Raw genomic sequence first — 25,676 nt, 5'->3', positions numbered from 1 at the left:
AGCATTAACGTAACTGAGGATACTTGGCAGTATACACTGCGCCACTCTGATGATACTTCTCCAATTTAATGACCATATCATAGTACTTTTGCCTTCTAAAAAAGCTTGGACCAAATGTATCTCTGTAGATCACATGATTTGTCGCTAGGGTACCAGTGCAACTCATAGCAGTAAGCATCTCCGTGATTCGATCGAATTCTACACCTACATCATCAACTATAAAAAAGTCTGGAGCTTTGACGTTACCTATTTTTAATTCATCATTCGCTGCATGATCGAAATCAACATTAATTGCTCCTGCAACCCGATGAACATCCCAAGGGTGGATATTTCTCTCATTATATGTTGTATTCATCCCATTTCGATAAAGGTAACCAAAATGGTGTTCCGGATCAGTCAGTGATATCAAATCCTTTAGTAGGGAGGTCTTTCCGCTGCCCACTGGTCCGGTAAGGAGAATATTCTTATGTTCTTCAATGTGTTCTACAATTAATGCTAATGAGGCTGACTCAAAGTTCCACTGGGCAAGACGTGCAAGGTTAGAAACCGGTTCAATTTTCAATATGTACACCCCTTATAAAGTTGTTTGAAGAATTGGGTAACTCAAGTATACCATAAACATACGTGTTTTCAACATACGTGTTAACACGTATGTTGATTCCGCCTTTGCATCATTCCCCTCTCTCTTCGTATCTCCCATCCCCTTTTAAACCCAACTGTTCTCTGTATCTAGATTCGTACTCAGAAACAGAACAGCAATACTAGTTACTTTATACGTATCTATTCTTTTGCTAAGTACGTATCTATATCAAAACAAAAATTCTGATTCTATATACGAACAAAGTAACATTCTTTCGATTGAATGGGGGCGCGGATGGATCGCGAAAACCGGGTCACAAAGGAGAAATGATCTGGTAAATACTGTAACTTCGTACGTCATACAGATGATCTGCCTTAAAAGAAACTAAATCCGCGCAAATGGTCCCCGTATGAAGAGACAATGTACTAGTGGAGTGAATCTGAAATGAACGAACCAAGGTGCAGCAACGAACGTACGTAAACATATGGTGATTCAAATGACGTAGCAGGAACCTCGCTATCATACAGCCGAAGAGGCACATTTGAAAAATCTTAATGCGTGTTAACACGTAAGTTGAAAACACGTAAGTATGTCCCTCTTCTGTTGCACATGGAAAAATGGAAGTCTTTTATTGGTCTATTGTGATGACTCCATTCGGATACCTATTAAATTCTTCTATGAGTACCGATAGCCACAGTACAGCGATCCGATAAGTCTTCGCTGTACTTAAGAGATTGAACTTCCGATATTGTTGAGATTCAGCAAGCAGCTTCTTTAATCCGAGTTTAAGTGTTGGCAGCACCTCTATTGAGATTTTCCCATCCGATTCATAAAGAACCTCATATACACCGGCTTCTTTCCACATTCGATTTAGATTATGCCTGGTGTGCTTATCACCCACATTCTTTCCATCTTCAACGGTTAACCGAATATCCAAGCTCATCTTGTTCCTCTTTTCTCGTTGATCACATCACTTATCTTATTTCGTAATCCTATTAGAAGAAGCATTTTATCTCTAATCTCCTTATTTATCTCGGGTACATCAGGGAAAATTTTGTCGCCGTCCAAATAACAATCAATTTCGCTGCCGTCTTCAAATCTTACTGTGAATGATCCATCACCCACCCATCGGGCAGTATACATTTCAATTGTTCCATTAGTAAATAAGGACACTGTAGCAATCTCATCATTCAGCGGCTTGAGCACTTTTTCTAATTGTTTAACCGGCCAGGAAGAATCAAATTTATCACACTCTTCATTCGTACAAATCCATCTTGCTTCTCCATACTGACCTTCACGCATGGATGAGCCACATAAATCACAGGGTTCAATAGTCATTTTTAATCTTCACCTCTCCATAGAGTATTTCATCAGTCCATACCTCAATATTTCCGTACAAGAACAAGGATCACGTTTCATGGTTTAATGTTCCCTTGCTTATTTACAAACGTTGGCTTGTCACTCATGGCCACGATCTTGCGCTTCTTGTAACCTTTTAAAATAAAATAACCGACTATGATTAACGCGATCGGAATTCCGTATTTAATTACTATATAGAATGCTAACAGTGTAAACAGCCATACCATGGCAGTAAACTCGTTCAATTGCTGGCCTCCCTTGTGCGAATAGATCAGACAGATTAATAATATAACGAAAAGGAACCAATTCCAATATATTAATTAATATATTGGAATTGGTCGATTGTAAGTTATTTTATGGATAGCAATCATTATAGATTTCTTTCCGTCTATACTTCGGGGTAAACACTATGTGGTATTTACACATCCACTTGGTGTGAGCTAGGCTGTAGCTCTTGTTTTCCATCGATGACACCATTCCTTTCTTTTGAGCCTGAACATCTCAATTTTATTGGAATGGTCTTGGTGGTCAAACCCTTGATCCCTCCACCCGCATAGCGGGTGGTTTTTTGTTTCGCGCGTTTCACGCACTCAACTAGCTAAAGCCATAATAAAAATGATGGAAACCACTTAGGGTCTCCATCATTTATTTAATCAGCTTAGTTCTAATTGTAGCTGGGAATTGTTTTGAACAGAAAGAAATGTAAATGCTTCTTTGGCCCGGTGGTGGTAAAAGTCTTCAATTACCAGAGGTCTCTTATTATGAAGTAGCCGTTGCTCTGAAGCCTTATTAATCTCTTGCATTATCTTGGTAAGCATTCCGCGAATTCCATCTTGCTCGGTTTCCATTCCTTCTTTGATACACTGATCGTGGAAAACAATATATCTTCCAATGCGGTCATTTAACATTCGGATGGAGGTTTGTATGTCATCATCATCTTCCGGATCAAACAATCTTTGGGCGTCAGCATAATTTTCTTCAATAGCCCGAATGATGTATCCAGATATATTGCTCACTTCCATGTTACGCTTCTTTTCGTACACATATTTGATGTTAGCCCGAATGTGTTCTTCGCCATGCTTAGAAAGCAATTCTTTCGCTAGTTTCTTTTTGATTTCAAACCGGGCTAAAAGCTCAAGCGTATCTTCCTGATCAATGTATTCATCATCATTAAGGCTAGCCCGTTCTCCTTTATGGTTAGGGAAGATATGGAATATGATACCTACCACCTTTGCACCGCTCTTAATCTCTTCAAAAGTAAATCTGATATCTGTTTTGGCTTCGAGTTCCACCTGAGATGAAAGAAGTATCCGGTTTTTAAGATGGCTATACTTTACATACTTGCCTTCTTCCAGCTCGAGTTTATCCCGCAACTGCTCCATCGTGAATTTACGCTTCTGAAGAGGCAAGTACTGTTTGAGAAGCTTGTACAATTTGGAGGAGTAAAAACTCTTCAAATAAAGTACATTCCATAACTTAAATTTAGTGAAGTTCTGATGGAGTTGCAGTAAATAAGGCCGCAGCATCTCAGAAAACTCCAATTCAATCATACCTTTGCCGTGATAGTAGCGGGCTGCTGCCAACCAGTGAGCTGATAATGTTGAATTCATGCTCTTCTCTTCAATAATTACTTTCTTGTCCTGGAGACTATCGATAATCTCCCGTACCCGTTTGTAGAAGTTTTTCTCGGTTAAGCCCAGCTTCTCAGCAATGTCCTTCACTCGGAAGTGGTGGGTCTTGAAACTCGTATCTTCAGGATGAATCCGTGAGGCTAGAATATATATCAATCGTTCTTCATGTAAAGTCAAATTTGTCCGTGCCTCTATCAATGCATTGGACTCGGAGACAATGTAGTGGTCTGAGATCGTATCAAGTTCAAATTCAAATTCTAACTGGTTATCCTCACCCATGTTATTATCCTCACTATATCTTTGATAATTTGATTGTATGGTAGTATCAATGTATTAGCCACTCCTTTTCTTGTGGCCTTTCTGTACTCATAAAAGAGGGGAATATACTTGAAATGCCACACAAAAAGGAGCTTGTCCTTGAAGAAAAGACCAAAACAACACCGATTTTGAACAAAGACCACACTAAAGGGAGTTATTTTCGTTTGAATTGTGGATAACTCGTGATGATACTCCTTTGTATGTGGCCTTTTGCACTACATTTCTCCTAAGGCCACATATAAAGGAGTTAAATTAGATAATATCCACACATCTTGCTGTATCTCTTATGCTAAGGAAACTACCTTGCTGTTATCATCTTTATAGCAACAAACTGCCACACCAAAAGGAGTGAAGTATGTATCAAAGCTGAATAAATTACCTTATAAAGCGATTTTTTTAGCCATAGTGCCACACAAAGAGGAGTAACGAGTCGCTTTATCCCCAACATTTGCTAATCGTTCACTACCCTACTCCCTTTAGTGTGGCCTTGCTAATCCCTTACGTGTGGCCTTTGACTCCCTTATGTGTGGCTTCTTAGGAATTGTATGTGTGGCCTTTAACTCCTATATCTGTGGCCCTTTACTCCCTTAGATGTGGCACTAAAGGTCCTCCAAGCTAGTCCTGTCCTTACTCTATCAATCTCTTAAACAAGCAAAACATTAAAAATAAAAACTAAAATAATAAAAATATATATCTAAAGAAGAATAGATTCCGATAAAGTCTTAAGTCACCCTTTTCATGTGGCCTTTCATACAATATATCAATCTCACCTCATGAAATACAGCTACATCCTTTAGTAGGTTATGCCTTATTACGTTGGTTTAGAATCAATTCTCCCCACTTCCTAGTCAAAATTAGATACCTTGTGGCCGACTAAAAATTATCTCATTCAGGTCATCTGTAGCTGTTTTTAAACCATACGATCCATCACTTACCTCAATAATTCTAAGGTATACAGAATGAACAGCTTCTTTCCATTCATTATTACTAACAAGTAACTCTATCTTATTTTCAAGTTTATTAAGCGCTTCACCAATATTTTTAGCTTGTGCTACTGGAATCCATGATCCTTTATTATTTAAATACCATTCAAGCTCAACTGCTTCAATATCTCCACCACCTGTAATATCACGCAATTGATCAACATATGCTGCTGGACCAACCATCGCCCATACGTCTCCCCCATATCGAGCTTCCCATACCTCTAACGTCCACCCATGTGAGACTAACTCATTAATAGCAGTAATATTCATACCATTCTCCTTCAGGAATTAATTTTGGAGTCATAGCTACAAAGATACTGCAGCATACCTTTCTTGATCCAACCACATCTCTTGAAAAACGTCTGACCAATATTCAGCAATAGCATTATCATGAATCACAACCAGGACCTCATCATTATATTTTGTGGCAGCTGTTGAATAATTAAACGAACCCGTAGTTACAACCGAACGATCAGCGATCGTTGTTTTATGATGCATCAAACCACTATGTGTATTTTCCTTTACCTCTATACCTTTATCTAAAAGTTGATGTATTCTTTCAGCTTGCGATTCACCTTCTGATTGAGAACGATCTGTAATAACTCGAACCTTTACGCCACGCTGCTGAGCATTAATTATAGAATTCGTAATATTTCTTTCAGTCAGACTATAGATTGAGATATCTAAGGTATCTTGTGCATCATCAATCACCTGGATAAGAAGTTTTTCCGGATGCTGATCTTTCTGAGTGAAAGCATATTCAATGTCAGAGGACTGAATACTGACAGATTGCTCTCGATCTGAAAAAGAAGAAGTAAAAATTGTACTTACTCGGTCAAATGAATCAGTTGAGGAGCAACCTGCACTTAGAAAAAATAATAATCCTAAAACAAGAACACCTTTTGAACGGATATACATATTCGACATCCCCTAATCTCTTTCTCTCTCTGAAAATGCTTGATCTGCCCATTCTTGAAGAGTAAGTCCGTGCTTCAACTTAAAACCATCAAGTTCTTTGCCGGCATCATAGACCAACAATTCCTCTTCAGCAGCTTCGTCTATACTTTTACCATTAGCTGTGAAGCCATAGTTAAAATCATTAGGTACAGCATGCAATAAACGCACATAATCACCAGATTTAGTACATGCAGCTCCTATGGCTGTGTTGTTTGTTTCTGCTAATGATACCGGTCCATAAATTGCACAGTGGGTCATATCTGCATTTAATTTGTCGCATAGATTGCAAGTTGGATAAATTTTCTGTTTTGTACTCATAATTCTCGTTCCCCCTAATTCAAGTTATATTTTTATCATATAACGGTTTCTCATTTTCTCCAAACAATTAATTAATTAACTAATTAATATGTATTGAAATCCAATTACATCGTATATGGAAAAAGTAGAAGACCAACAACCTCAAGGATTGTTCGTCTTCTACTTTAAATCTATACCTCTATCAATTTACGTCCAGTCTGTTTATATTTTTCTCTTAAAACATTACGACTAATATCAATTCCCAATTTTGATGCAATTCTTTCAATTGTTTCCCATCCCCGCTGATCCGGTGCATTATCGAGATAGTTTGTTAATGGTGTTCTATAGATTTCTCCAGCAACTCTATTATCTAAACCATCTTTACTAAATCGATAATTCACCATAGATGGATCAATTGAACATTCATTTAAATCATGTCCAGCATACACTCGTGAATGTCGCTTCTCATCCAACGTCAATTGAATAGCAATATCAAAAGGTGCACCATCTATCTCAATCCAAGAATGATCAAAATATCCTAAGCCAGGCACCTCAACTTCTCCAATACATACTTCACATTCAACGTTTTGCTCTTTCAGTAGTACATACATCAGGCTCGATGTGATATGGCAAGATCCAGGATTAGGGTTACGTCTAAAATCCTCATTTATTGCTACATATGTATCACTGATTACTTTTTTCTGAGGATGTTCAAATGGAATATTTAAAATTTCTTTGTTATATACCTCATCATTGCCGTGGCACTTCTTATACTTCTTTCCACTTGAACATAAACAAATATCATTTCTCCCTAGCATTTAGAATCTCTCCTTCAGAATAAAATACGAACAAATATATTATACTTTCTACAAACAATACTTCATATAACAATTTGTAAACAGCTCTAATTAATGAATTGAAATGAAAGATCCCCCACCCTATTAGAAAATGGGAGGGGGATCTGAGCAACCACTAATGCTTACAAAATAAAAGCGATTTGACCTTCAGATACGTTATAGATTTTCTTTCTTTTCGTCTTCCCTTTCTTTCCTTCGATAACAACGGACGGAGTCCATTCATCTGTACCGCCTCTCACCTGTACAGGCATATTCGTCAGATTAAACGCCCATCTACGGAATGCTGTATCATCCCCTCTTATGGCAGATGGATCCCATACAAGTTCCATTTCACCAACGAGTGAAGCTCTTGAGTACGACAGCCCCTCTACTCCACATAAAACATGCTGTGAAACAAATTCAATTTGTTTCGTGAAACGAGGAACAAGATCACTTGGAATATGGTCATTAGCCCAGCTCAAGATAGCATCCTCAAGCGTTTTTCCGTGATAGCGATTGCTGACAGGAAGCAATTCGCTGTTAAAGTTTTCTTCCACTACTACTTCAACTACACCGACAGTGGCCGACTCTATTTGAGTAGCAAATTGAGTAGCATCTATGGTCATCTTACCCCAGATCGATTCTGCACTCTCTACACCATCTATTTTATTTCCAATGAAACGTTTGGCCAACTCATTAGCCAAACTACCACCACCAGAACTATCCGTCAATGCGGATAGCCCATCCTCACTAAACTGTCCTTCAAGGGCTAAGGCTGCGTTCATTTTAGTTGCCATTAGATTAATGGCAAGTTCCTGCATAGAGCCTTTGTACCCACTGTAGACAGTCTCACAAGCGTTTTTCTGACCAATACGCCAATGTCTTCCACTTGCTTGACGTACAATCGTCAAACGATGACCAGTCTGATAGAAAAACAGTGAAGGGAAGCCAAGTAGATCCAGACCCGTACTCACAAGGATCGGGTTCGTCAACAAGACTTGTATCCCTTCCCTTTCCTTTTGTGCAATCCATTCTTCTCGCTCCGGACCCTCAACATTAGACTCAAGAACTGCTGTCTTAATGTTTTGCTCCTCCAGCAGCAACTGTAATCGCTGTAGAGTACCTAATTTTCCGGTATACGTTGCATAGATACCTACCTTACGGCCCGCTCTAATCCGTGACTTCACAAATTTAAGCAATTGCTGCTCTTTTGGATAGATTACCCGGTCACTTAAACGATACAGTGGTGAAACGATCTCTTCACCTGTGTCCGGATGATAAACACCTTTGAAGTTAAAAGGAACATCGGGATAAGACAGTAATGTATTCACCAAACTCCCTAACAATACTGATTGTCCAACCGCCAGTTCCTTCTCAACTGCGCGTCTTAGTTTGTTCGAGATTATATCAAGGTTATTCTGGAGATACCAGGACGGAGCCACTAGCCGCATCCCTTTTTTTAGACGTCGTCTGCTACCTGGTCTTTTATGAATCTTAGTGACGTTATTTACAAAACGTCTTTCACCTTCCATGTCCACAAACATAGGCCCCTGATCAAGTGTAGGCAGAACCTCAAACATATCAGACATCTGAATAAAGCATGATACATCACTTAAGATATCTGTATAGAGCTGAGGAGCTGCTGCAGGCAGTTCTTTCGTGCTCACCTTCACCGATGAGCCATTACTTGAACTATTCAACTCTACATTTTTCTTGATCTTCATCGTTTTTTCCCTAACACCATAAAGATCAATCCACTTACCGACGTCACCCCACATAAAGCCCATATGCTTCATCCGGTTAGGATACATTCGGAAGATCAGTTCGAACAAGTTACTCGCGTAACCATTCATCAAAGTACCGGTCATAGCGACTGTATTTTTGGCACAACCCATAAGCACATGAAATGCATGGGCTTGAGCACTCCCACCAGTGAGTTCGTGGCACTCATCTCCGATTGTTAAATCAAATTTACGTTTGAAATAGCGCTTGAACAGATCTGCAGGTGAAACTTTTCGGGGTGCTGCCCCAGACACTTTAACGCGTTCTCCAGCAATGTTCATTTTGTTTTTATTCTTTGCCGACCACAGACGTGCACCACACTCGCGGTACTCATCTTTATCTGGATCTGCATTCTTGTATAATCTAAGCTGATTTGAACATGAGAGATTATACTTCCGACGTGCAGGTTTACCATGTTTATTATAAAAATCATCGTACTCCAGAGGGACGGCATCCCCCTCTTCCTTTTTCATCAATTGCCCGCCACAATCAGGACAAACCCATCCTTTGAAACTGGTCTTCATGAAAGATTCCTTTTGCTCACCATGACCAACATGTTTCTCATATGTACGGTCAACCCACTTCGCTACAGGTTCATACATGTAACCGAGTTTGCACGTATCTCTGGCAATGATATAAACTTCTATTTTGGTTGGGGGCGAATTCATGATCCCGCTGTCCCGCAGTTGAATCACATCCTGATAACTCTTTAGATAACGAGCTTCATACAAATCCTTATCCAATAAAATAGAGATTTCTCGCTTCGTTTTCTTTAGCAGATGATTTGGAACCATGTAAATGACTCTACCTGTCCCCTTCAACATCTCGCGTATAAGTGAAAAAAAAGTAGAAATGGATATAGCAGTTTTGCCGGTACCCATGCCTCCTATTAAAAAGAGCCTTTTGTGCTTCTGGAACCCTTTAATTAAAGCTGTGACCACATGGGCTTGAGCATTAAATAAAGGTCGTTTAATCTCTTCGAGGACCTCTAAGGGACTATCTGTACCAGGATGATGAACAGGGATATACTCACTATTTAGGCGCTTGATCAAATCAGGACCAAACATGTGCAAATAGTCACTTATACTCTGAATGTCACCTAAGCTCTCAAGTGGACGATCTTCTAGGACTGCAATCTGATTTTCTGTCTGCATTATATGGCCTCCTGTTCAATCTCCGTCAATGTGATCTTTCCGTTCTGTAATCCGCGGGTAACATATTCATCTAATACATCCTCGTTAGCGATTAGATCGTACACTACCAATTCGGAATAATTCCCATCAAAATCATACACCATGAGCGGAACAAAACGTTTGTCCTCGATCAACATGTCCATGAGATACGCTGTCCATTCTCTCAGCAGCGGAGTCTCATAGTAGCTATCCATCGCCCAAAACAACTTCTCTTCTATATTCCCGTCCCATGCAAAGATGATATATCCATCTTGTTGTCGCTGTAGGGCGTTTTCACTAACAACAACCCCTGATACTAAGGTCTCATCTTCACGCTGTGACTGATGTTTATACTTTCCTGCAGGCCGGACAGAAAACGATGATTTATCATAATTCTTTTCTCCGATTCCTGGTGCATGCATCAACATAAAGTACACGTCACTTGCTTTTCTCGCGGAATGAAACTGGGCAAATACAGCCTGTACCCTGGAATCAATATCAATGACATTGGCATACACTAGTTCATCCCGAAGTTTCTTCTCTTTTTCAAAGACTTCACGAGTTACAATGAGTGATGTGTGTACTTTTACATAGATATCCTTATGCCTGAACTCCATAAATTTCATTTATATGACCTCCTGAATTAACCTTCGATTGTACGAATGGTGCCGTAGCGATCTACAGTTTTAAACGTAATTTTATATACCTCTTTGTCCGTAATGATTTGCTCAGTAGCAGTTTCTTCAACGGATTGGATTATAGCCTTCTTCACAATCCCCTTTAGTACATGCAGGAGCTCACCTGAACCGACTTTCCCGTTCAATTTACCTGAAGCCATCCTCATGACCCGATGCATCTCTTTATCTGGTAAGAGTGGCTGCAGCTTCTCTGATGGTTTCTTGGGTGTCGTCCAGTCCATTGTTTTCTTCGTTAATGACGATGCCAAAGAAACCTTCACGATCTGCTCCACATCCATGTGACTCGAGCGAAATAGCTTTAAAGTAACATTACCTGCTTTCACTTTGTAAAGCGGTTGCTCTAAAAAAGGAATTCGTTCCAGTTCATTGTCCTCATGTAGAAGATCCAAGATACGTTGGACTTCATTACGATTTATCATCTTCTCCGCACGTTTTCGACCAATCGTATATACCTGGTGATATGTATCATCATGTGACTGATAAATTCGAATATCATCCAGATTGGCCACAAGCATCGTGACCACATCTTTCGTCATACGGCCGCGGGGAATGTTATAAATCAAAATCCCGTCTGCAGAAACATACTGAAGGAGCTGCCGGAGAAATCGTTTCTCTTTCCTCTCCAATTTCGAACTTGCAGTCTCACTATCAGAATCGTAAGGTGGATTAAGATACATCAACCTAAAGGTATCCCTACTGATACGGCACTCCTCATATCCCCCAAATAAAGCGAAATTCGCTCTCTGACGTAACTCCATATATTTGTTCTCGTTGGGTTCAATCCCAAAGGTAACAGCCTGAGAATCGTCGCTGAGAGTCTCTAGAGCTTTCCCGCTGCCTGCACAAAAGTCGGCTACTGAAAAAGCTTCATTGGGATACTGAAGCAGACTACGTAAACAATGCATGTCCTTTTCAGTTGTTTCGTAATTCCCCATCCGGACCTTATTTCTCTGGATTCGATCGAACATACCCTTTAAATTGTGATTGCTCATATTATCCTCCTCAAAAATAAAGAAGCCGGCACAAGCTCAGCCAGCTCCTCATTGTTTTAATTCACTCTTATCTAACCGGATTGATGACGACCATGATAGAAGGATCTCCTTCAAAGGAAACAAATCCAGGTAGACTACTCCCACTCACCCGAAGATGAATATTTTGAATGCCCTTGTCACAAATCGTGATTGCATCTTTCAGGTATCTTCCGTTGAATTTCATTACAGGAAAATCTTCTCCTACAGCGACGTCTTCAAAGGGATCACAGACCTCACTGTTTTCAGATTCCGTATGAACCACAAATACACCATACTCATCGACTTCTAAGGTCACCCGGTTGTTCGTTGCATCCAAAGACAGTGCTCGATTCAAAGTATCATTTAATTCACTCTGATTAATGGATAGCTGCATGCCATTATTCTCACCCCTGAAGATCACGTTTAGTGAATCTAGTGGGAAGGTGAGATCGAGTTGTCTCCCAAAATATATCGAATTCTTTTCTCTCAGGATCAAATAATGTTTTGTGATACTGAGATCGACCTGTTCACCATGAAAGGAATCTACAATATGCTTAAAAGCAATTGCTGGTATAAGGGCTGATACGAATTGATCTGGGTCTAGAATGTCTACATCAGTGACATATCGAAAGACCCGGTGCCGATCAGTGGCCACGAAACCTAGCTTCCCCTCATGATTATATAAATGAACTCCTGTTAATGCCGGTGTCTTATCATCACCTAAAGCAAACCTTGCAGCGTTAGCTGCCTTTCTAAGAACTTGAGACGGGATTTGTAGAAATTCATCTGTGACAGGTTGAGGTAAATTCGGATACTCCTCGGAAGATAAGATCTTCAGATTCGCTTTTCCCCTCTTCCCATACGATATATGAATGGTCCATCCCTCTTTCACAAAGGTTAAATTCCCATGTGGCAATCGTTTCAGCAAATCAATACCTTCTCTAGCCGGAAACAGAAAACTACCGGTAGAACCACCTGTGTTGGTAATGGGTATCATCTGAAGTAAAGATTGCTCCGTGTCCATCGCCGTAATAAATAACGTCTCGCCTTTAATGTCAAATTTCAGATTTTGCAAAATAGGAATTGACCCTGACTTAGGAACGATTTTTGCACATACAGTGAGTACGTCAAGAATCTGTTCATGCTCAATTTCAAATTGCAGATCATTGACAACTACGTTCTCCGAAATCTCTTGTTCTTGCAGGTCTAATAGCTTAACCATTGAAATTCCTCCTGATGTGGGCACGCAAAAAAGCCATGGAAATAAAAAAAGACATACCTGTGGTATGTTCCTTTAATACTCCATGGCTAAACGATGCCAATTTTTATGTGTTCTCTTTGAACGGCTCCCTCACCAGCTGTATTGAACAGCAGTGAAAATAAATAATTCAATCGTAATAAGCTGATAATACAACATTGCTATGTAATTTTCAACCAAAAGGTATCACAGGCTCAATCATTAAAAATAAGCTATACCTTTTGGCAATAAAATGAGAAAGGTATGGTAAGGTTAGAATCCTGATAACAAAAAATGACTACTCCCCTAAATCAAAGGAATAGTCACCGATTAAGTTAAATTAATAATCGTTTTTCTGAGTATAAGATCATTTTTATCATCCTAACAGGAATGGTTCCAAACTTTTATTTATCAACTTAAATAGATAAACCCTTGCTTATCATACCAATATTGCTCCAGTCCATTAAGTTGTCATTTAAAATATCATGGAAGGATTTTATCACAATGTAGGTGAGTTCCGAGTCTTCTATGACTCCAAATACTTCGTTAATTGAGGATTCGATAATGTCTAGTTCCTCATGAGTTAGCTGGTAAGAGTATAGATGATTCTTGTGTGCAGCAAAGGTTCCCGCCATTTGCCTAGAATCAACGTATTTTAGTCTATCTAAATTCAACTTTAACCCTATTTCTTCTTCAACTTCCGAAGATATGATTTGAACAGGATCACTCTTCGAAATCGATGATCCACCGACAAGTTCCCACGTGTAACTGTCTTTCGATTGTGATGAACTGCGGAACTCCTTTACCAACACAATTTTGGTGTTCATTAAGTCACTTTCTGGAAAGTACAATAGACAACTAAATAAGTCAGATCGAGAGAACACAAATTCATTTGACTTGATTCTCTCTTCACTAGCATTATAAATGGAAACATCAGCAATCCATGCGAACAACACATTTTTTTTGACGAAGTTTACAAAACGAATGTTTGCATCTATCAGCTTGTTACCGACATTTTTTTGTGATTGCCACCAATTTTGAAAAGATATAGTGTTCCAGACATGAAGTGGAATATTGCATTCTCCTTCAAAACGGATTGAACCTTGACCAAGTTGATCAATTGCATGATTTACTATTCCTTTTAAGTCCTTGTGTATTGGAACATCATGTTTTGTTGCTAACTGATCCAGATATCTCATTTTTTCCGCACTGGATGGATATCCCAAAATACATTTCCCAGTTTGTATCCAGTAACCAAACTCCACATTGGTTGTGAATCCAGGGAGTTCGGCAATACTTCGAGGTATCCAAAAAATAATTATGTCTGCTCTCTTTAATCCTTCAAGTTCCCAGTTGATTTGTTCTGTATAATCCTCGGTAAAAAGTCCATTTCTGGGTTCAGGGATAAATACAGAACCATCATAATTGTTGGCTTTTAATATTTCGAGTACTTTTGGTCGCCAAGATTGAGTTGTCATGTTTCTTGGCGTAGGCCCGGCTAGAAAAATCGTCTTGCAAACTTTTTTAGGAAATTCTTCACAAGCGAAAATACATTGCATATCTCATCCATCCTTTTTTATATGATAAAAAAGAGAGGAGTAGCTATTTACCCCCTCTCCTCCTCTTTTCCTATGCTCTTATTAATCCGTGTTTTTTTACGATTGGAAGTGCAACTTCTTCAGCTGCAACCTGCGGGTAACGAAGGACAATTGTATTTCTATTACGTATTGTTACGTCACCACCCAGTGCTTTTAATAACTCACGAAAAGCAGCATCCAGTACATCCTCGTCTTCATGGGTATAAGCCCCTTGTGCAAAAAACTTAAAGTTTTTATCTGTTAACATAATGAAACACTCTCCTTAGGTGATCTCTATAGAAGGCATGCCGGTATGCTCGGCTGCCTTACTCTCATGGAATTACGGTGTAGATACAATTCATTTCGTGTGATGAAACTTGGAATGAGACGTAAAATTGCTGTGTTAAACAGGTTCTTTGCAATGTCTGGCAACCATATGCAATCCAAAAACCAGCAATCAAGCAGCTCTTCTTTGTCCATAGCTGGAAAAGAAATACTTAGTCCCACATGATATGATCGTATGGTTAACTGCAGCTTTCCTTTTACCTCATGTACACATAAATTTGTGTACGGATCTCCAATTGGGTAAAAAGAGCATACCTTGATTTTACTGTGTTGATATGAGATGCCATTGCAACAGTCACACTCAAGTATACTCACTGCCCCAAGTTCATAGTTCTTTTCAATTACACCTAATTTTTGCACCAAATTCCCCGTTTTATCTGTCATATCAGTTCTCATAATCAATGCCATTAGATTGAGGAGAGAACATTCCTCTCATCATATCGACAATGATATCCCCCATAAGTGGTACACTTCTACCTAGAGATACATTGATAAGCGTACGCATCTTTTCTTCCGTAAGAATTGTTGGATTAGCTGCTTCAACCGGATATTTGACCTGTTTCAATGACTCATCTAACCTTTCGGTACCGTCAAAATGATAGGTCCAAATTTTTTCTTCATCATTGGAAGGATACATATTAACGCGAATAATTTCGGCATATCCGTCGTCCAATGATAAAACTGTGTCGCTTGCAGTGAAACCATTATCCATTAGGAAATTAAAGCACTCTTGTTCAACTAAAGGTAGTAACTCAGAGAGTTCATATCTAGCACATGTTCTTCTCACGATTCCCCCGTCTACAAGATGCAAGATATAAATAGTAACTCCCACTGTCAGTTCCATATATATATTCCTCCATGTGAACCCCTTTCGCCGCGGGGTTCAGAAACTTCCCCGCGGCAGGGGCTTAAAAGGATTGATGATTTAGAAGTCAAACCATGAGATCCCACATGAAATTGGAAACAACGTTTTTATGTGCTCCTACCTCAGAAAGGCAAGTCATCATCTGAGATGTCAATCGGCTTTCCATCTTCAGAGAAAGGATCCTGATTACTGGAACGAGAATTATAGTTAGACTGGTTTCTCCCTCCACCGGACGGGTCATCAGATCTGTTTTGACTATTACTACCTCGGTTATCCCTATTGGCCGATTCTAAAAAACGAACATTGTCAGCAATAACTTCTGTGACATAAACGCGTTTTCCCTCGTTATTCTCATAATTACGTACCTGAATTCGACCTTCGACTGCTGCTAAGCGGCCTTTACGCAAATAATTGGCACAGGTTTCTGCTAATTGACGCCAAGTGACGACCGGGATGAAATCTGCTTCCTTTTCTCCCCCTTGACTTGTAAAAGGTCTATCCACTGCCAAAGTAAACTGAGTTACGGCAGTTCCGCTCGGAGTATAGCGTAATTCAGGGTCACGAGTTAACCGACCAATCAATATCACTCTGTTCAACATATGTAACACTCTCCCTAATTTTTTTTATTTACTCTACCATGAGTGAAACCTGGGGGGTGAAGCCTTGGTCCAATAAATCGTCGATGCCCTTACCTTGTGACATATCCCACAGAGCCAAGCTAAGTTTCATATCTGTATTTTCTGCGAAGAAAGCAGCGCATAATTCCAAGGCCTGTTGCACCTCAGGAGTGGACACCGCATCTGCATCAAAAGCAAGAACAACATGCTTACAGCCTAATTGTTTAAGCGGCTCTAAAATAAGGGGATATGATCCAACACCAGGCAGTCCAAAAAATGGCTTTAATAAACCATCCGCGGCTTTATCTGCCTTTAAGGCACCTTCAGTAACCCATACCTCGGAACAATCGATTAATTCTTCCGGACTCTCTCCAAGCTGCCAATAGGGCATGCATGGTGCCGGTAAAGCGAAGTGATAAGGAATGGGCCCACCGATTGAAGAACCGTTTGTTTTGGATCCACTGCTCCACCACCAGTATCTTTGGGTTTGTTTAAGTTCAATGCTGAAAACGAACTGACCGCTTTTAGAGGTACACACTTTCTTCTCTTTCTCTGTCAGTTGAACAATCATTGTTTTCCCTTGAACTTCTATTTCGCAATGTGCACGACGTTTACCCAGCTCATTTTTTTCTATCTCCTTCTTAATGACTCCTTTGATTGCTCCCTTCATGTCTATTTCCAGTGGAGGATTGTCTACACGGATCTGCCAACCAGTGATTTCATTGTAGATGGAGCGGAATGGCACCATAAGGCCAGAGTATCCGGCCATCGTCCAGTACGGACCATATTGTCCCTCATTTACAAAGAAACCTGGTACGCCCAACAAATCAGATTCATCACTTAACCGATGAATGATTTTTTTGGCAACCTTGTATCGATCACCAACAGGCATTGTCCGGTATTCCCTGGTTCTAATAACCGGTTCCTCCATTTTTCGAACATCACGTAAATGATTTTCGTGGAAAACGGATAACGGAAGTTCTTGCGTCATTACTCGATAGACACGATTAAGGTGACGATTAGATTTTTTGTCAACAGAGTCTACCTGCATGATTTCCACTTTAGTAGTAGGCCTCTTATCCGGATCAAGATAATGTTTATACTGCCTGCCCATGGTGGAATCGAAGTAATCGTCTGATGCAATTCTCATGCAATTGACAACGGACTGATCACTATCAATTGCACACCATCCTTTGTGACCACAAATCGGACAACGGGACATGATCTCATACCATCCTGGCTGATTTCTTAATCTACGTAGCTTCATGAGCATATTTCCTCCCTTATTGATTGACGTTTAATTGAACTACTGGATATTCAGTACAGACTTAGTGTTGTTAATTCGATTTTCCCGCCAAGAAAAGTCATCTGTACACCAGCATTCAATCTTCTTCCAGATCTGCAGCTGCAAACGATTCTTATACAAAAAAAGGCACTTTCATTGAGTGAATGTGCCTTCCTGGCGTAAACAGATAGCAAAAAAAGGACGCACGTATAGTGGGCGTCCTTTATAGCAACTGTTACTTTATCTTAAATCGATGCTTAATAGCATATCTCACTCTTCACCATCTTTAGATGCGAAGAAAATCAATTCGTTTTCGTATTAAAGTGATTATACCATTTGTCATTTGGTGGGTAAAGTTAAGAAATGAAAGGGGCAATGATAAACAGCTTATATGCCGTATCATTGCCCCTTTACGTGCGTTATTAAGTTGATATAAGTTTATCACACGTCATAAATTATGACAACGACATAGTTTGATAGAAACTGCCAAAATTATCTTTACCCTAATATATTAATATGCTATAGTCGAAGTGCGTGCAAAGCAATGGGTGAAGTCTCTTCGTAACGAAGAAACGGACCTCTGTTTAGTCGCACACAAATTCAAAATTGTGTGTTTTTTTTATCTCTCATTACTAATTAATTACTATATTAAATAGCTACCGTAAAAGAAAAAAGCCCCTATCGCGAGAGCAAATCGTGTCTTCGGCCGCCAAGCGTACGACATGAATTGCTAGAAGATTAGGGACTCTACTTACAAACATTTGTGAAACCATCTTATCACAGAGTTTTTTAAAAGTGAAGTCCCTACTCTTCTTCAATGTTGCCTAAATGGGTGTCAATTAAAGGAGAGTTTTTATGTATGAAAAAAACCTGAAAGGTTCCCCTCATAAGTTACTGTACTATCGTTATAGACCCACGGGTACGGAGGAATCGAAGATCCGGGTCGTAAACGAAGAAGAACAGGCTTATACCAAAAAAGAAATCGAAAAAATCTATATACCTGAAGAAGAAATAAGACGGTTCAGCTTAGATAAACATGGGCAACCCATACCGCACGTCGATGGTCACATGACGATTATAAGTAACTACATATGGGATTACTGGGGGCACTTTTTTAGCGCTGAAGGGGTTGCTTTGTATGGCCATCTTAAGCGTTTCTGTTACGGTGATAAGGACTACTGTTGGCCTGACCTCAAGCTGATATCACAAAAAATGAACAAAAGCCGCAATACAGTGAAAAGGATACTCGGCATTTTAGAGAAGTATGGATTTGTTGTCGTCTTCAATGTCCAAAATGCTGACAAGAACAATCTGGAGGAAAGCCCACTTTATAAAGTGCGTAAGAAGGTCCCTTTTCTACCGGTTGAATTGTATGAGCGGCTGCCCACGGAATTAAGGTTAGATCACGATAAGTACATGCAGCGGATCGTGGAGGACATGGATGATGTCATTCATCTGGACCCTTCAGTTGATTTTACGGAAGTATATGACAACGTAATCCAGAAAGGTACGGTAGTTAGAAAACAAAAAACAGGTCAAAAATTGGAGAGGGAAAATCAAACCAAAGTTAAGTCACTCGAAATGGAACGATCGGACCAGGACAGAAACTTATGGATTGATACTCTCAACATTCTACAAGCAAAAATGACGAAGCCGTCTTTTGATACCTGGCTTAAAGATTCATTCTGTATTAAACGTGATCGCATTGTGACTGTCTATTCACCTACTCAATTCGCTTCAGAATGGTTAAGTGCCCGAATGGATATTTTGATACGTGAGGCATTGCTGCAGGTTGATCAAAGTATAGAGGATCTTAAGTATGATTATTTATACCAGTAATTCATGAAGAAACTATAAAAAAAACCGCAGTCCTCAAGCTAAGTGAGTACTGCGGTTTTTTTTATAGCTTGCTTTTAGTTGAGTTCGTCATTATCAAAAATATAAAATCGGACCAAAGATTTATGTAATTCAATATTTCATGAATTTTTGTTTATTATCTCGCCAATATTGTTTAGTGGGCCAGAGGTATCTTGGTAAAAAAGCAAATGTTTTTCTAAATTGCTTATGTTCGAGGTAATAAGTCCCCCATGCTAGTATGGCCATTATCAAAAACACAACATAAAAACCTGGGTGTATCCCGTTTATTATTGTTTTTAATGTGGTTATGAACGTTTCTTCTACTATAGAGTTATCAAATGTTAGTTTATTTAGCACAACAAACCCCTCCAATTCTAAGTGGTTAAGTAAAGTTCACTTGACTCTCAGCCAAAGTTTTAACTGGTTCTATTCACCTTAATTCTTGCACGAGTTCCAGACATTTCAGGAACGATAATTTCATCTTTAGAAGTACTTATATAGTCAAGTCCATTCCAAATTTCAATTTGTAAGATATCAGTTGAGGAGTATTCTAACCGTTTTTCGGTGTATACCAGAAAATGATTCTCTTTATCAGGGTATATATATCCGATCTCTTTATTGTTTCTTGCTTTTACAGCATCATAGGAATCTATTAGATAATTAACAATAAGCGGAAGAGCTAGCAAACAAATTAATATACCCGCTGCAGCTAGTAGATAAATTTGATTGTCTGCAAACCATGTCATCGTTCTCACAATTCTACCCCCAATTTCCAGAAACCAGTGATTCATGACTTACAAACTCATAGCTAAATGTATCTACTTATCTGGCTCGTCCTGCCAAGCCCACCTGCGTAATAAAGCTGCCCTAATTGAACAACCCAGTATTGATAATCATTGTTTTGATCCATCATGTGTGACATTCACTCTCCTAGTTAGTTTAGATTGTTCAATTGATTTTATCGCGGAAGTGATCAGAAGAATCATATTTAGCATCCTCCGTTAATCTCTCCTCCTGCTCCAAATTCTCCTCTAATTTACCTTTTAGATATCTCACTACACTTTCATCCTTAAGAATCAATGTTTGGAATTCTATAGGTATACGCCCCGCTTTAATTACTACTTCATGTGGTTCAAGTTGAAGCGCTAATGCTAATCTGATAAGTACTTGCTCGGATGGAGGCGTTCTAAGCTGACCTCTTTCCATCTTGCTCAGATATGTAGCTTTTACATTAGCTTTATCTGCAACTTCTTCTTGGGTCATCCGAAGTTTATTACGAGCTTGTTTAATGAATTCTTCAAACATAATAACCCCCACAAAACCTGATTATACCATACTTAAATAATAACAAAACTTGAGTAATTACTCAAGTTTTTAAGTTCTGAAGGAGTATTAAGTTGGTTAATTGAGTAGCACCATAAACTAACTTTTTCTCGCTGATATTGGTGAACTCGATCCTCAAATTACGCCTCTCAAAAATTGAGAGGCAGTCTATATAATTTTGAGAAGCTGTGTATCAATGGTTGAAAGTCTGCATCTCAAAATTTGAGAAGCGATGTATCTCAGAATTTGAGAAGCGAAAGTTTACCGATATTTTTGCTTCTCAGAATTTGAGATGCTGCATCTCAAAATTGTACAATCGGTTTAGCTTCTCAATATTTGATAGTCCCCCCTTTAAAATTTGAGAGAAGGTATCTCAGAATTCGAGATATCCTATCTCAGATATTGATGGACCCCCTCTCAAATATTGAGAATAAATAATAACAATCTTTAATCCTTAGAAATAAGCTCTAAAAAGAATTAGAACTGAAGAATAGTTTTCATCATAAAAAAAGAACGCGGCTGATTAGCCGCATTCTCTGTTTAATCTTTTATTAAAATCATTAAGGAGCAAATCTAACTCCTGAGATACTCTTAATACCTCTGGCGACATTAACCCGTGAAGTGTTCCAGCTTCATGCATCTCTAATCGCTTAAGTTCTATTTCCTCGCAGATATCGGTTGGTTTATCCATTGTATAACCTCCAGATAGAATATGTGATAGTGGTTTTCCCAGTCTCAGCATTTATCTATTCCAATTTTGGTCATCATGAAGAATGCCTGAATCGTTTAATGTCTGCCATCAATTGCGGAAAGCATCGTTAATGTCTTCACGTTCTTCATGTAATGGATAGGGCCCACCCAATTTGGTGCCGGTGACTAAATATGAATTGTCCAGCTGCGCTGTATGAAGTTCATCTTCAATCCATGACTCGTGCTCTTGCAAATAGTTCATGGTCTCTTTTCCAGTATGGTCCGCGAGATCTGGCATCAAGTAGGAAGTTACTTTCATCCGTGGGAACACCGAATGAAGCCGGAACCTCTAATCCTTTACGCTGTAGAATGTTACAGTAGAGTAACCCGATATCATTCCACATTCGCGGTTTTACATTAAAATTACCGTTTTTAAGAACCAGCATTGCAGCATCGATGTCATAATTATTCATTTCGAGTAGATCAACAACACGAGCCCGATATTGGTACTCCTCAGATGGTAGCGGATCCGGAACGATCACGCGCTTCACACCATCTCCCTCCTTTATAATTTTCATGAGTTCAGTAAAGGCGATACCCACATTACGGGGTAAATAGTTCCCAGGCTTATGTCCAGTCAGTGAGAGATGTTTGCCATTGGAGAATTGATGAGAGAACGAGTATAAATTAAAGTCCAATGCATGTGCCCACTCATCGCAAAGGGATCCCCCACCTCTGAGTTTAGTAATGTTCATGATATTGCTGCCCGGCTCGTAATGAGCTGAGGCTGACCCAGATCCTCTTGCACCAAAGGCTAATCCTAACAAGCCATAGAAAGATGCTGCCATGTTTGGAATGTCTAACAGGCCCACCAGATCGTTTAGAGCGTGGCCACAACTTAAAACATGATACCGTCCGGCGACATCCTGAACCCAATTACCAAACTGAACTCCTCTAATCCCAAAGATATCGATTAGGTCATCCGGTGTATTAACTCCCGATGCTTCATTGGATTTTCGGACTACCTCTTCAGGAACGAGGCGTTCCCATTTTTCTTTATTCTCTTTAATGGATGTCTTTTTCATTCCACTTGTGTTCAGCCAATTCCAGTCCTTACCCTGTTCAGAATAGAATGCTTTCTGAATCAAGTTATACAAGCCAGGACGGCCGCGCCGGGTACCATAGAACAGTGATTGAAATCGATCTCCCAGTGCGAGCCAAAATTGAGAACGAGCCAATTCAGGTTGCTCATCAATTCTATGGGAATAGGTTGAAAGTCGAGCCTGATACAAAGCTTCTTTAAGCATCTGAAAAGCTTTCTTTATGCGATCCTCATCTTTGGCTCCGGATAAGATGGACTGTAGTGCTCCTATGCCCTGAATATAGTCGGCCCGCTTTTGTGGTGTATCCTCCGGATGCTGGCACACTCGTGCCCATATCAATTTAATCGCGAAGGCTGCTTCCGAAGTAAATCCTTCAGCCTGGAGACTTCTCAGATCAAAATCCTTTAGTAATTCATTCTTGCAGACCATTTGGTATGCCACCGAAGGGTTCTCTTCAATCTTGGACCAATCAACTCCGGATTGTTGACTCAAGTGTTTTTTTGCACCATGTAATTCTTCCCCGACATCATAAACATAGGAATTCTTCGAATTCCTATGAGCCCTACCCTTTGTTTCCGCAGGTACAAGAGCATTTGCAGATAAGACTGCATTTTGATTTGGAAAATAGTCAAAAAGTGAAAGTTGATTCATATTTATAACCTCCATACTCTCCCGCGGTAGGCGGGAGGTTTTTTTACTCCGCCAGCCGGCTGGGATTGCATGTGGTTCTTACCTAGGTTACAAATGAAACCTAATTTCTTTTGATCGTGATTGCATGTTGCAAAGACAATCCTCCTGTTTTTGGACGCAAAAAAGGAGACTTAAATACACGTGCGTTCCGTGTTAAGTCTCCTAATACAAGTCCTTAATTTATAGGCTAGTAACTTAGCATACTCCCTCTTTGTCTCATTTAATATGACAAAGAAAATTAATGAAGCTTTTAATAGATATAGTATACAGTAGGATAAGTCAGTTGTAAAATTATAGAAAGAAACTTTAGTTGATTAAGTGTGAGTCATTGAATGCTGATCCAACTCTAGATAACGTTAATTAGGATGCAGATCAAACGTAATTTCGTAGAGGCACTTAAAAAGGCAGTCGAGAAATTACTCGACTGCCCGGACTAAAGTTAATTAAGGTATATAATTATAGAGGTGACCCCAACCGCTACTTAAAGTCTCGATTAGTAATCTATACTGCTTACCACCCTCTAAATAATAGTGTGTTTTAACAGTAGGGTTTGAAGGAGTTGCAACTAATGTATACATACTTACCCAACTGCCTGATTTATATTCCTGTATTGTTACATTCACATTATAGTTCCCGCTACCAAGATGAGCTTCCAGTTCCCCGTATTGATGCTGACCCATGATGGGACTGCTCACTTTACTACCACCTGTAACAACATTCCCCGTACCTTCATTCGCAGCTAACACCTGACTTGCAAATGCGCCCATCAGAACAAATACCATCAGAAAAGAAAACCAACTTTTTTTCATCATTAAATATCCTCCTTAATAGTATGTAAAAATTAATTCTTACTCCATAATTATATTACCATATAATTACTTATTTTCACATGATATCTATCACATTAAATTAAATATTTTACATGTGTTGTCAAAAATCGAAAATGTTTTTTTAGCTGAGCGATTTAGAATTTAAATTGATGACAATAAATCTTCTAATCTTTTAGAATCAGTAATTTATATTTTTATTGCTTCAATGAAATACTTGTTTTAATGACTTAATGATTTTGTCGTCAATCTAGCAATCTTTCCTTTTTACTAGGTCATTGTATGGACAGTAAATTTTTAAATTAGGGTTGTATAGATTTCCTTATTTTTTCCTACATAGTGAAGAGGAAATAATCCACTTCAAAATAATGATCAACAGAGAGGATGTATTATTTATGGCACTTAATGGTTACAAGGTTTTTGTTGACCCCGGACATGGTGGTAAAGACCCAGGGGCTGTAGGTGGCGGGTACACAGAGGCAGCAATTGTACTGGACATTGGTAAATTTCTGAAGACCGAACTGGAAAAATTGGGAGCTACGGTTCAGATGAGCCGTTCTACCGATACCTATCCAGAAAACCCGGATCGCTCTATAGCGTCCAATAATTTTGGGGCCGATATTTATGTGAGTCTCCACATTAATGCTGGCGGGGGTACAGGTATCGAAACATGGATCCACGATAATGCAAGCAGCTATACCACTTCATTGGCTAACGCTGTCAACAACTCACTGGTTGCTGCACTGGGCAAGACCAATCGCGGGGTGAAGAAAGCACCGAGTCAACGCGGCGGGACGAATATCCACGTCATTGATCCTAAAAATACTAAAGCATGGGCCATTCTCCCTGAAATGCTGTTTATCGATACCGCATCGGACCGCAATACGTTGGTTGCCAATAAACAAACGTGCGCCCGAGCGATCGCTAACGGTATTAACAGCTTTGCCATGACTCTCCCTCCTATTTAATTAAAAACAAAAAAAGGGATTAAGAACTTACAAGTTCTTAATCCCTTTTTTGTTTAAGTGTGTTATTATATTTTTAGAAAAAGGAGGTATATAATGAAAAAAATTCTTTTTATGTTATTTTTAGTGGTGGTATTATCAGCCTGCAGTAACGGAGAAAATTCCGCAAACTCATCAACCCAGGAACCAGGAAATACAGATGCTTCTAAAATTGAGGAACTTCAGAATGAGAACAATTCACTTAAAGAACAATTAGAAAACAGCAAAGGTTCGACGGATGAGGCAGATCTCATCAATAGTTTAAGGGAGACACTCAATCTTACTTTTAAAATAATTTCTGCTATGGAAACTAAGGACTACGCGTATATTGAATCCGTATCTTCCTCAGACGTTGAAGTATCACAACAAAACAATTCCATTCTTTTAAAGAACGCAGAATCTCCCTCAGAAGTTGCTTTTCTTAACGAAATAAGTTTGGAAGAACTTGAATTTAGAGGATACAACCAAAAAGATAAAGATCACTTTATGCTAGCATTAGCTAAAGTCATCACGACTAAAGGTTCCGAAGGTAACATTGAGTTGAATTTTGACTTTGTTCGCTCGGATACTGATGGTTGGCTCTTTAATGGTTTTACAACAAATTAATTCGCAAAATAAAAAGAAGAACATAAA

General features: G+C 39.3%; 27 protein-coding genes and 1 pseudogene. 3 read left to right on the top strand and 25 right to left on the bottom strand.

Annotation, left to right across the window (positions count from 1 at the left end; genetic code table 11):
* Positions 1–4 precede the first annotated feature (4 nt).
* The 19 genes and pseudogenes from P364_RS0133105 to P364_RS0133015 all read right to left on the bottom strand — a co-directional run bounded on the left by P364_RS0133105 (position 5) and on the right by P364_RS0133015 (position 17,531).
* Positions 5–562 carry an ATP-binding protein gene (locus tag P364_RS0133105; protein WP_024634257.1) on the bottom strand — a complete coding sequence of 186 codons (558 nt, stop codon included), beginning with the start codon at positions 560–562 and terminating at the stop codon, positions 5–7.
* 646 nt (positions 563–1,208) lie between these two features.
* Positions 1,209–1,523 carry a hypothetical protein gene (locus P364_RS0133100; RefSeq protein ID WP_024634256.1) on the bottom strand — a complete coding sequence of 105 codons (315 nt, stop codon included), beginning with the start codon at positions 1,521–1,523 and terminating at the stop codon, positions 1,209–1,211.
* On the bottom strand, positions 1,520–1,918 hold the full coding sequence (locus tag P364_RS0133095) for a hypothetical protein (RefSeq protein WP_024634255.1): 399 nt from the start codon (positions 1,916–1,918) through the stop codon (positions 1,520–1,522). The genes P364_RS0133100 and P364_RS0133095 overlap by 4 nt, the downstream gene beginning before the upstream one ends.
* Before the next feature lie 77 nt (positions 1,919–1,995).
* Positions 1,996–2,184, bottom strand: coding sequence for a hypothetical protein (locus P364_RS0133090; RefSeq protein WP_024634254.1), 189 nt, complete (start codon positions 2,182–2,184; stop codon positions 1,996–1,998).
* Between the two features lie 127 nt (positions 2,185–2,311).
* A pseudogene (locus P364_RS37125) lies at positions 2,312–2,404 on the bottom strand (IS200/IS605 family transposase); the annotation flags it as partial.
* 188 nt (positions 2,405–2,592) lie between these two features.
* Positions 2,593–3,849 carry a replication initiation protein gene (locus tag P364_RS0133085; protein ID WP_024634253.1) on the bottom strand — a complete coding sequence of 419 codons (1,257 nt, stop codon included), beginning with the start codon at positions 3,847–3,849 and terminating at the stop codon, positions 2,593–2,595.
* An 893-nt stretch (positions 3,850–4,742) separates the two neighbouring features.
* Positions 4,743–5,141 carry a hypothetical protein gene (locus P364_RS0133080; RefSeq protein WP_024634252.1) on the bottom strand — a complete coding sequence of 133 codons (399 nt, stop codon included), beginning with the start codon at positions 5,139–5,141 and terminating at the stop codon, positions 4,743–4,745.
* 36 nt (positions 5,142–5,177) lie between these two features.
* A complete protein-coding gene (locus tag P364_RS0133075; protein ID WP_024634251.1) occupies positions 5,178–5,789 on the bottom strand; it encodes a phospholipase D-like domain-containing protein in 612 nt (203 codons plus the stop codon).
* A 12-nt stretch (positions 5,790–5,801) separates the two neighbouring features.
* On the bottom strand, positions 5,802–6,146 hold the full coding sequence (locus P364_RS0133070; RefSeq protein WP_024634250.1) for a hypothetical protein: 345 nt from the start codon (positions 6,144–6,146) through the stop codon (positions 5,802–5,804).
* Positions 6,147–6,316: 170 nt separating this feature from the next.
* Positions 6,317–6,943 carry a YecA family protein gene (locus P364_RS0133065; protein ID WP_024634249.1) on the bottom strand — a complete coding sequence of 209 codons (627 nt, stop codon included), beginning with the start codon at positions 6,941–6,943 and terminating at the stop codon, positions 6,317–6,319.
* Between the two features lie 161 nt (positions 6,944–7,104).
* Positions 7,105–9,897: a helicase-related protein gene (locus P364_RS0133060; RefSeq protein ID WP_024634248.1), complete on the bottom strand. Its 2,793-nt coding sequence runs from the start codon at positions 9,895–9,897 to the stop codon at positions 7,105–7,107.
* Positions 9,897–10,541, bottom strand: coding sequence for a hypothetical protein (locus P364_RS0133055; RefSeq protein WP_024634247.1), 645 nt, complete (start codon positions 10,539–10,541; stop codon positions 9,897–9,899). Before P364_RS0133055 ends, P364_RS0133060 begins: the two co-directional genes overlap by 1 nt.
* A gap of 17 nt (positions 10,542–10,558) precedes the next feature.
* Positions 10,559–11,605: a DUF6094 domain-containing protein gene (locus P364_RS0133050; RefSeq protein WP_024634246.1), complete on the bottom strand. Its 1,047-nt coding sequence runs from the start codon at positions 11,603–11,605 to the stop codon at positions 10,559–10,561.
* A gap of 67 nt (positions 11,606–11,672) precedes the next feature.
* Positions 11,673–12,845 carry a DNA polymerase III subunit beta gene (gene dnaN, locus P364_RS0133045; protein WP_024634245.1) on the bottom strand — a complete coding sequence of 391 codons (1,173 nt, stop codon included), beginning with the start codon at positions 12,843–12,845 and terminating at the stop codon, positions 11,673–11,675.
* A gap of 431 nt (positions 12,846–13,276) precedes the next feature.
* Positions 13,277–14,419 (bottom strand): nucleoside 2-deoxyribosyltransferase domain-containing protein, encoded by a 1,143-nt coding sequence (locus tag P364_RS36470; protein WP_024634244.1) that lies wholly within the window; start codon positions 14,417–14,419, stop codon positions 13,277–13,279.
* Between the two features lie 70 nt (positions 14,420–14,489).
* Complete coding sequence (locus P364_RS0133035; RefSeq protein WP_024634243.1) at positions 14,490–14,705, bottom strand: hypothetical protein; 216 nt, start codon at positions 14,703–14,705, stop codon at positions 14,490–14,492.
* Between the two features lie 462 nt (positions 14,706–15,167).
* Positions 15,168–15,626, bottom strand: a complete 459-nt coding sequence (locus tag P364_RS0133025) for a hypothetical protein (protein WP_024634241.1) — start codon at positions 15,624–15,626, stop codon at positions 15,168–15,170.
* 143 nt (positions 15,627–15,769) lie between these two features.
* Positions 15,770–16,246, bottom strand: a complete 477-nt coding sequence (gene ssb, locus P364_RS0133020; protein ID WP_024634240.1) for a single-stranded DNA-binding protein — start codon at positions 16,244–16,246, stop codon at positions 15,770–15,772.
* A gap of 28 nt (positions 16,247–16,274) precedes the next feature.
* On the bottom strand, positions 16,275–17,531 hold the full coding sequence (locus P364_RS0133015) for a DUF3854 domain-containing protein (protein WP_024634239.1): 1,257 nt from the start codon (positions 17,529–17,531) through the stop codon (positions 16,275–16,277).
* An 873-nt stretch (positions 17,532–18,404) separates the two neighbouring features.
* On the opposite strand from P364_RS0133015, the gene P364_RS0133010 reads away from it, so the two are divergent.
* The gene (locus tag P364_RS0133010) at positions 18,405–19,388 is read left to right on the top strand and encodes a helix-turn-helix domain-containing protein (RefSeq protein WP_024634238.1); all 984 of its coding nucleotides are present in this window, start codon (positions 18,405–18,407) and stop codon (positions 19,386–19,388) included.
* A 434-nt stretch (positions 19,389–19,822) separates the two neighbouring features.
* Here P364_RS0133010 and P364_RS0133000 read toward each other — a convergent pair whose 3' ends face one another.
* The 6 genes from P364_RS0133000 to P364_RS0132970 all read right to left on the bottom strand — a co-directional run bounded on the left by P364_RS0133000 (position 19,823) and on the right by P364_RS0132970 (position 24,024).
* The gene (locus tag P364_RS0133000) at positions 19,823–20,161 is read right to left on the bottom strand and encodes a hypothetical protein (protein ID WP_143812701.1); all 339 of its coding nucleotides are present in this window, start codon (positions 20,159–20,161) and stop codon (positions 19,823–19,825) included.
* A gap of 193 nt (positions 20,162–20,354) precedes the next feature.
* A complete protein-coding gene (locus P364_RS0132990; RefSeq protein WP_024634235.1) occupies positions 20,355–20,711 on the bottom strand; it encodes a helix-turn-helix domain-containing protein in 357 nt (118 codons plus the stop codon).
* Between the two features lie 541 nt (positions 20,712–21,252).
* On the bottom strand, positions 21,253–21,420 hold the full coding sequence (locus P364_RS37120; RefSeq protein ID WP_143812702.1) for an aspartyl-phosphate phosphatase Spo0E family protein: 168 nt from the start codon (positions 21,418–21,420) through the stop codon (positions 21,253–21,255).
* Between the two features lie 108 nt (positions 21,421–21,528).
* Positions 21,529–21,681 (bottom strand): LPD1 domain-containing protein, encoded by a 153-nt coding sequence (locus tag P364_RS37695; RefSeq protein WP_161634270.1) that lies wholly within the window; start codon positions 21,679–21,681, stop codon positions 21,529–21,531.
* The gene (locus P364_RS0132975; protein WP_024634234.1) at positions 21,647–23,173 is read right to left on the bottom strand and encodes a hypothetical protein; all 1,527 of its coding nucleotides are present in this window, start codon (positions 23,171–23,173) and stop codon (positions 21,647–21,649) included. Before P364_RS0132975 ends, P364_RS37695 begins: the two co-directional genes overlap by 35 nt.
* A gap of 482 nt (positions 23,174–23,655) precedes the next feature.
* Positions 23,656–24,024, bottom strand: coding sequence for a hypothetical protein (locus P364_RS0132970; protein ID WP_024634233.1), 369 nt, complete (start codon positions 24,022–24,024; stop codon positions 23,656–23,658).
* A gap of 410 nt (positions 24,025–24,434) precedes the next feature.
* Between P364_RS0132970 and P364_RS0132965 the strand changes: the two genes are divergently transcribed.
* Positions 24,435–25,007 (top strand): N-acetylmuramoyl-L-alanine amidase, encoded by a 573-nt coding sequence (locus P364_RS0132965; RefSeq protein WP_024634232.1) that lies wholly within the window; start codon positions 24,435–24,437, stop codon positions 25,005–25,007.
* Between the two features lie 93 nt (positions 25,008–25,100).
* Entirely contained in the window at positions 25,101–25,649 is a 549-nt protein-coding gene (locus P364_RS0132960) for a membrane lipoprotein lipid attachment site-containing protein (RefSeq protein ID WP_024634231.1), read from the top strand.
* Positions 25,650–25,676 lie beyond the last annotated feature (27 nt).

The sequence above is a fragment of the Paenibacillus sp. MAEPY2 genome (assembly GCF_000499205.1).
GTDB classification, from domain to species: domain Bacteria; phylum Bacillota; class Bacilli; order Paenibacillales; family Paenibacillaceae; genus Paenibacillus; species Paenibacillus vandeheii.
Note: the sequence above shows the minus strand (reverse complement) of the source record. Positions and strands in the feature narration are given on the sequence as shown.